The 7,212-nt window shown below is 34.9% G+C and carries 10 protein-coding genes and 1 rRNA gene; 1 reads left to right on the forward strand and 10 read right to left on the reverse strand.

The window, feature by feature from the left end; genetic code table 11:
• Positions 1-45: 45 nt before the first annotated feature.
• Positions 46-333 carry an AbrB/MazE/SpoVT family DNA-binding domain-containing protein gene (locus CD152_RS11585; RefSeq protein ID WP_015912422.1) on the forward strand — a complete coding sequence of 96 codons (288 nt, stop codon included), beginning with the start codon at positions 46-48 and terminating at the stop codon, positions 331-333.
• A gap of 40 nt (positions 334-373) precedes the next feature.
• Here CD152_RS11585 and rsmI read toward each other — a convergent pair whose 3' ends face one another.
• From rsmI to rrf, 10 genes are all read right to left on the reverse strand, one after another.
• On the reverse strand, positions 374-1,210 hold the full coding sequence (rsmI, locus tag CD152_RS11590; protein ID WP_086039329.1) for a 16S rRNA (cytidine(1402)-2'-O)-methyltransferase: 837 nt from the start codon (positions 1,208-1,210) through the stop codon (positions 374-376).
• A complete protein-coding gene (locus tag CD152_RS11595; RefSeq protein ID WP_041636233.1) occupies positions 1,207-1,461 on the reverse strand; it encodes a GIY-YIG nuclease family protein in 255 nt (84 codons plus the stop codon). The genes rsmI and CD152_RS11595 overlap by 4 nt, the downstream gene beginning before the upstream one ends.
• Positions 1,454-2,182, reverse strand: a complete 729-nt coding sequence (locus CD152_RS11600; RefSeq protein WP_086039330.1) for a tRNA1(Val) (adenine(37)-N6)-methyltransferase — start codon at positions 2,180-2,182, stop codon at positions 1,454-1,456. Before CD152_RS11600 ends, CD152_RS11595 begins: the two co-directional genes overlap by 8 nt.
• Positions 2,183-2,219: 37 nt before the next feature.
• Positions 2,220-2,555 (reverse strand): DNA replication initiation control protein YabA, encoded by a 336-nt coding sequence (gene yabA / locus CD152_RS11605; protein ID WP_015912425.1) that lies wholly within the window; start codon positions 2,553-2,555, stop codon positions 2,220-2,222.
• An 11-nt stretch (positions 2,556-2,566) separates the two neighbouring features.
• The gene (locus CD152_RS11610) at positions 2,567-3,367 is read right to left on the reverse strand and encodes a PSP1 domain-containing protein (protein WP_103214811.1); all 801 of its coding nucleotides are present in this window, start codon (positions 3,365-3,367) and stop codon (positions 2,567-2,569) included.
• A complete protein-coding gene (locus CD152_RS11615) occupies positions 3,364-4,284 on the reverse strand; it encodes a DNA polymerase III subunit delta' C-terminal domain-containing protein (RefSeq protein ID WP_103214812.1) in 921 nt (306 codons plus the stop codon). Before CD152_RS11615 ends, CD152_RS11610 begins: the two co-directional genes overlap by 4 nt.
• Positions 4,285-4,331: 47 nt before the next feature.
• Positions 4,332-4,661, reverse strand: coding sequence for a cyclic-di-AMP receptor (locus tag CD152_RS11620; protein WP_015912428.1), 330 nt, complete (start codon positions 4,659-4,661; stop codon positions 4,332-4,334).
• Between the two features lie 33 nt (positions 4,662-4,694).
• Complete coding sequence (gene tmk, locus CD152_RS11625; protein ID WP_103214813.1) at positions 4,695-5,309, reverse strand: dTMP kinase; 615 nt, start codon at positions 5,307-5,309, stop codon at positions 4,695-4,697.
• 13 nt (positions 5,310-5,322) lie between these two features.
• On the reverse strand, positions 5,323-6,714 hold the full coding sequence (locus CD152_RS11630) for an aminotransferase class I/II-fold pyridoxal phosphate-dependent enzyme (protein WP_165980819.1): 1,392 nt from the start codon (positions 6,712-6,714) through the stop codon (positions 5,323-5,325).
• A gap of 158 nt (positions 6,715-6,872) precedes the next feature.
• Positions 6,873-6,987 (reverse strand): 5S ribosomal RNA (gene rrf / locus CD152_RS11635).
• Between the last annotated feature and the right edge of the window lie 225 nt (positions 6,988-7,212).

A 7,212-nucleotide genomic window follows, 5' to 3' on the forward strand; every position in this document is an offset into this window, starting at 1 on the left:
AATTTACTGATATTATTAAATATGCAATTATATGGAGGAAATAAAATGAAATCTACAGGTATCGTAAGAAAAGTTGACGAATTAGGACGCGTTGTTATTCCAATTGAATTACGACGTATTTTAGATATTGCTGAAAAAGATGCTTTAGAAATTTATACTGATGCAGATAAAATTATTTTAAAAAAATATAAACCTAGCATGACTTGTGCTGTCACTGGAGATGTTTCTGAAGACAACTATCTATTAGCTGGCGGTAAACTTGTATTAAGCAAAGAAGGCATCGCACAATTACTTAAAGAAATCAAAGAAAAAGAAGAGCAAGAAGAAAATTAAATATAATATACATTAAAAAAGGTGCCCTACGGCACCTTTTTTAATGTTCAATATGATAAATGTCATATACTTCATTCTTCTTCATATTTCTGTCAACTGCGGTTTGTTTGATTGCTTCTTTGGATTGCATGCCCGTTTCTATATAATGTATAACATGCTCATACACAGTTAGTTCTGTCCACCAATGTACTTTATCCGCTTCATTTACTGCATCGATTATGATTACAAATTCGCCCTTCAAGTTGATCTCATTGTCTAATTTATTATAGATTTCTCTTACATTCGCTGTTTCTACTTGTTCGAATTTCTTAGTTAATTCTCTTGCAATAGCTACTTCTCTTGTTGCATCAATTTCCATTATTGTTTCAATCGTATGTTTCACACGAAATGGTGATTCGTATATAATCGCTGTATGAGGGAGTTCCATTAAAGTCTGTAACCTCTTTTTCTTCTCCTTATCTTTACGGGGCAAAAAACCATCAAAAATAAATGAATATGAAGCAATGCCACTTGTCATAAGTGCTGAGAGTGCGGCATTTGGACCAGGTATCGTTTCTATTCTAATGCCCTTATCACGGCATTCTACTACGAGTTCATAACCTGGATCACTAATTAGTGGTAACCCCGCATCTGATACAAGCGCGATATGATTGCCAGATACCAATGTTTCAATCAGCTGATCAGTGACTTTATCTTTATTATGTTCATGATAACTCCTCAAAGGTGTATCAATATTATAATGCATCGTCAGTGTTCTTGTGACACGCGTATCTTCACAGTAAATATAATCTACTTCTTTTAATATTCTAACTGCTCGAAATGTGATATCCTCTAGATTTCCTATTGGTGTACCTACTAAGTATAATACCCCGGTCATTCTAAATCTCCTTTTATGAGCTTAAGTTTCTGAGCTCTTGTCATTTGTTTTATCGCATATTCTCTTTGCATAGCTTCGCGTTTTGAATCAAAGCTTTCATCATATACGCGTTCAACAGGTAATCTTACTCTTGTATATTTCGCACCTTTTCCGCTACTATGTACGGCTAATCTTCTATCTAAATGTGTTGTGTATCCTGTATAAAGTGAATCATCTGCGCATTTCAGGATATATATATAATGTTTATCCATAATAAATGCCATTCATCTCTGAACTATAAGTTCCGTCATCGTTATATATATAAAATGGCGGTTGTAATTTCAAATCTGGTTTACCACCTTTAATCCCCTCAACAATAACAGTAATCGCTTGCGTTTTAGATTTTTTGGAGTAAATTGGAATGAGTCGCTTCGGTTCAATGCCCCCCGTTCTCATATCTACAATAACATCTGCTAATCGATCAGCTCGTTGAACAATCACCATCTTGCCCCCTTGCTTAAGTAAATGGTTTGCAGCACGTACACAATCCTTGAATGTACACATTACTTCATGACGTGCAATACGATGCGCTTCCTTTAAATGCTGATAAGATTGATTCTCTCTGAAATAAGGTGGGTTGCATGTAACAACATCAAATTGACTTGGTAAGAATGTACTACCAACATCTTTGAGATCCATATGATGCATTTTTATTTGAGATACCAAATCATTATACTGGATTGTACGTACTGCCATATCAACCAATGCATCTTGAATTTCTATCGCATCTATAGTCATTGTTGTACGAGACGACAAGAGTAAAGGTATAACCCCATTACCCGAACAGAGATCCATTATTTGATCCTTTGCACGTAATTGTGTGAAATGCGCCAGTAATAATGCATCTGTGGAAAACGAAAATACATCATCATTTTGAATGATGGATAGATTTTCTTTTAAAAGCTGATCGAATCGTTCATTTTCTTTTAACATTTTTCCCTCCCTAATAAAAAAGGCACTTCGCCCTCTTTTATTTGTGATCAGATAATAAGTTTAAGCAGAAAATACAGCCCTCGCCCCCACGGTGTTTACCGAATAAGTCCGTGGGGCATATATGAAAACCTTCTGCATAAAGCATTGCAAGATTATCTTTACTTTGCAGTACTTTATGTTTCTTTGGTACTTTCGCCTCTTCTTGTTTTGGTTCATGTATAAACATCTGTAAGTTATCGTTTTCTAAATTTAACGTGACATTTTCCTCAATGAGTTCTACAACCATTGTTTTTAACTGTTCATAGCTTTCGTTAATTTGATTAATGTCTTTTTCAAGTTGCGAAAGTCTCATCAACATTTCGTCTCGATTCAATTCTAGCCCCCCTAAACTTCTACTTCGTCAATATGATATTCAATTGGCGCTTCAATTTCCGGTACCTTTATCTGCATTGTAACATCTAGGATATTAAGTCGAATAACTTTCCCTTTACCGTGTGGTGTATCAATAATTGCGCCGATATCTGGTAGTTTTTTTCTTGTTTCTTCATAATAATCATTTTCGTATTTCAGACAGCACATCAATCGCCCACATGCACCTGAAATTTTTGTAGGATTTAATGACAAATTTTGATCTTTCGCCATCTTAATGGATACAGGCTCAAAGTCTCCAAGATACGTTGCACAACATAGACTTCTGCCACAAGGCCCTATACCTCCCAAAATCTTTGCCTCGTCTCTAACACCAATTTGCCTAAGCTCTATACGTGTTTTCAAATCATATGCTAAACTTTTCACAAGTTCTCTAAAGTCCACACGTTCACTTGCAGTAAAATTAAATATAATCTTCCCTTTATCTAATGTGTAAGCTGCACTGACGAGGCGCATATCGAGTCCATGATTTTTAACATGATTTTTGCATATTTCAAGCGCAATATCGGCATCTACCATGTTCTGTTCATACTTTATAAGATCATCTTCAGTCGCTCTTCTGTGAATGACCGCAACTGGCATTACGACTTCATCTTCATTAACTTCTTTATTAGGTATTACGACGCGTGCTAATTCCATTCCACGTTTCTTATGATTGATTACGACATACTCATTTTCATTAAATTGTTCATGCCCTGGACTGTAATATTCTGTACGTCCAGCTCTGTGAAACTTGACACCTATAATTTCTATCATGCTCTAACCTCACCTACAATTTTGATTGCCATTTGCTCAAAAACTAATGCTGCATTTACATATTGTAATAACTTCTGCTTTGCATTAAGCGCTGCTTCTATCATATTAATCGATTGTTGAATCGTAATTTTTTGACTGATACGTTGTATGGCAACTTCATAATCAGGGTAGCTGCTTACTGACTGTTCATTCAGTTGAAGATATAATATATCTTGCAGAAATAATTGCACCATATCCAATGCAATTTGTTGATATACACGTTCTGAGATGTGTGATTGTAATTGCGAAACTTGAATAAGCCCCATCATATCACCATTTAATAATGTCTGTAGCCAATTTACGACCTGGTTTCGAATTTCTCCAAAGTTCTTCTCTGTATACCAAGAAATTGCCTCATCCTCACTCATCATTAATTTGGATAATGTCATTAGTAAAGGTGTAGGGATTTGCTCACTTAATGTTAATAAGATATCCTGTCTATTCTGTACTGAAATATGCTGACATCGCGAATGAATTGTCGGCAATATTTCATTTGGTGCGCTTGTTAACAATAATGCAATTGTATTCCCTGGTGTCTCTTCCAGAAACTTAAGAATACTGTTCTCGCCCTGTGTTGTCACTTTATCAAAATCAACAATAATATAAACTTTATATGATCCTTCAATCGGCTTTTGGTTCATTTTATGAAGTACTTCTTCAATCATCTCTTTTTTTATCGTAGCTTCATCAGTTTCCATAATAAAAAAATCAGAATGATTATGGGCCGCTATTCTAGTATGACAAACTTCATCATCGCCACAAATAATTGCTGAAGCAAATATAATTGCTTCTTCTTTTAATGCCTGCTTATTAGAACCTTCAAACAAATACGCGTGACTGAGCTTATTGTTTTTTATTGCTTGCATTAATTGTTGCATCTTAAACTCCTTTAAATATATTGAAAAAGCCGCTTAGCGCAGCTTAATTAAAACTGATGAAATTGTTCGATCGGCATAACAAATACAGTTGCTCCACCAACTTCTACCTCAACCGGAAAAGGAATATATGCATCGGCGTTTCCACCCATTGGCGTAACTGGCGTAATGGTCTGCTCTCTGTTTCTACATTTCAAATTGATAAGGTTTAATAACTCGTCCACACGTTCATCTTCTACACCACATAAGAATGTCGTATTCCCTGCACGCAGAAAACCACCTGTTGACGCCAATTTAGTAGTCCTAAAATTATGCTTAGTCAGTTCATCAGATAACGTCTGGCTATCTTGATCCTGCACGATTGCTATTATCATTTTCATATTAAACACCTCTTTATTAAATTATATCATAAATTAATTCAATAACTGATTAATCCATTTCATACTTTCTGATACCACTTGCTCTGGTGACTGTTCAGCGTCAATAATACAAATACGTTCGGGATACTGTGCGGCCAATATATCATATCCTTCAACTACTTGTTCATGAAAATCAATCGCTTCTTTATCTAGACGATTTGTTTCACGTGAATTATCTTTAATACGATTTAAACCGATTTCTGCACTTACTTTAAGGTATAATGTTAAATCTGGATATTTCCCTTCAATCGCAAATTCATTAATAGAGCGAATTTCATCCATTCCAATACCTCTAGCATAGCCCTGATATGCTAACGAACTATCTATAAACCGATCACAAATGACAATTTCCCCTTTTTGAAGTGCTGGCAATACTTTTTCAACAAGATGTTGTCTTCTGCTTGCAGCAAATAATAATGCTTCCGTACGATAATCCATTACATTCGCTTCGTCTAGCAATATCTTTCGAATGTCCTCACTAATTTTTATACCTCCAGGTTCTCTTGTGCAAACCACATCAAAGCGTGCTATTAAGTGATCAGCGATTGCTTTGATTACCGTGGTCTTTCCAGAACCTTCTGGCCCTTCAATCGTTATAAAATAAGACATACTCTTCTCCTAACTATTGATAAACTAAAATTTTTCCTTCTTTAATGCCGTGTACCTTTCCACCATTAGACATATACTGTGCTAAGCCTTCAATCTCAGCTTTTTTAATCTCTTCTCCTTGCATAATTAAAGGTATCCCTGGTGGATATGGCACGATTGGCTGGACTGAAAAATAACCTTCACTTTCACTTATAGGAATCCATTTTTTTAAATCAGATTGCGTCCGGTAATGAATAACACCATCTGAACTATTTTTGTTTAATAAAATATCATTTTCTTTTATGATAATATCCTTTAAAGCAACATCTTCAATCTTTAATTGTTTTATTCTTTCCACTAATGTTTTAAATGGATATCTATCCCCATTATGCCATAAAGGAAGGATAATCAGTGAAAATTTTTCGTTGCTTAACTCCGTGTGTATATGATGCTGCGCTAATAATTCAGCAATTTGAAAACCTGATAATTCTTGATGATTTATCAATAATTTTAAGGGGTCACTAGGAATAATCATCTGAAACCCCTTTTTTCTAAATATATCAATCAATTCTTGGCGCCTATGGAAAAACAATACCTCATCATAGTCTAAGTAGAATTGATGCGCGTGTTCTAATCCTAACATCAACATATAGGAGGGACTAGAAGATTGAAGTATAGAATACATACGCCACACATCTTCAATATATAGGTTATCTTTCCTAATATGCATCACTGAGCTCATCGTAAAGGCAGGTAATGTTTTGTGATATGACTGCACAATGATATCTGCCCCATAGTTAATAGATGAACTCGGAAATGAAGTAGAAATATCAAAATGTGCACCATGAGCTTCATCTATTATGGTAACAATATTTCTTGATTGAAAAAATTCTATAACTTCTTTTATATGATACGTTTCTCCAAAATAGTTAGGATAAGTTAATACAACTACTTCTACATTTTTTAGAATATCATGATTAACTTGTTCTAAGTCAACACCTGAATATTCATTTGTAATCTCAGAAATTTTTGTAGGAAGTATATAAGTATTTGCTTTTGCTATATTAATAGCATTAATTATAGATTTATGTGCATTCCTCATAATAGCAATACGATGACCATCTACATGTTGATGATTATGTAAGACACCTAATATTGCTGACAAAATACCACTCGTTGTCCCTCCAACTAAATACCTGGATTCGTATAATTGATTTCTCGTTAATTTCTTTTCACTTTCAAGAATTATCGATTCCGGATGATGATAATCATCCATCCCTGCTATCTCCGTCACATCATATTTAAATTGAATTTCATTCAGATGACCAATCGTATTATAATGATGACCCGGCACATGCAAAGAAATAGGCTCCAAATCTTCAAAATGCGCTTTCATTTGATTTAATATAGGCGTATTTAAGTTCATCTTCATCCCTCTTTTGGTAATCTCTATCTATATCATTATATCTCACAATAAAATTGACTTCGAATATAAAGAAGCAAATAATTTCACTTAAATTAAGACATAAAAAAAGAGACCTAACAGGTCCCCAGTGTGCGGCTCATCGCATCCATCTATATATTGCCCGGCAACGTCCTACTCTCGCGGATCGTAAGACCAACTACCATCGGCGCTAGAGAGCTTAACTTCTGTGTTCGGTATGGGAACAGGTGTGACCTCTCTGCCATCGTCACCAGACAAATGAAAGATAATGATATCCAGTTTCAACTCGCTGTCCCTATTCATCTTCTATATCTCATATCGAATCTGGCGATTCTCATTCGATCTATCAAAAATGATACGGGCCATAACGCGCGTTTCAACCTTTAGTTTATACTTTCAAAACTAGATAAAGTAAGTAAGATATATCAGGTTCTACCCGGCAATCCCGGATAAAAAATCTATAAAATTGATTAAGTCTTC

The organism is Macrococcoides caseolyticum, assembly GCF_002902665.1.
In the GTDB taxonomy this organism is placed as follows: domain Bacteria; phylum Bacillota; class Bacilli; order Staphylococcales; family Staphylococcaceae; genus Macrococcoides; species Macrococcoides caseolyticum.

Excerpts from the sequence above, each read along its gene's own strand:
- CD152_RS11585 (WP_015912422.1), top strand. The coding sequence starts at position 46 with ATGAAATCTACAGGTATCGTAAGAAAAGTTGACGAATTAGGACGCGTT.
- rsmI (WP_086039329.1), bottom strand. The coding sequence starts at position 1,210 with ATGACCGGGGTATTATACTTAGTAGGTACACCAATAGGAAATCTAGAG.
- CD152_RS11595 (WP_041636233.1), bottom strand. The coding sequence starts at position 1,461 with ATGGATAAACATTATATATATATCCTGAAATGCGCAGATGATTCACTT.
- CD152_RS11600 (WP_086039330.1), bottom strand. The coding sequence starts at position 2,182 with ATGTTAAAAGAAAATGAACGATTCGATCAGCTTTTAAAAGAAAATCTA.
- CD152_RS11610 (WP_103214811.1), bottom strand. The coding sequence starts at position 3,367 with ATGATAGAAATTATAGGTGTCAAGTTTCACAGAGCTGGACGTACAGAA.
- CD152_RS11615 (WP_103214812.1), bottom strand. The coding sequence starts at position 4,284 with ATGCAACAATTAATGCAAGCAATAAAAAACAATAAGCTCAGTCACGCG.
- CD152_RS11620 (WP_015912428.1), bottom strand. The coding sequence starts at position 4,661 with ATGAAAATGATAATAGCAATCGTGCAGGATCAAGATAGCCAGACGTTA.
- tmk (WP_103214813.1), bottom strand. The coding sequence starts at position 5,309 with ATGTCTTATTTTATAACGATTGAAGGGCCAGAAGGTTCTGGAAAGACC.
- CD152_RS11630 (WP_165980819.1), bottom strand. The coding sequence starts at position 6,714 with ATGAACTTAAATACGCCTATATTAAATCAAATGAAAGCGCATTTTGAA.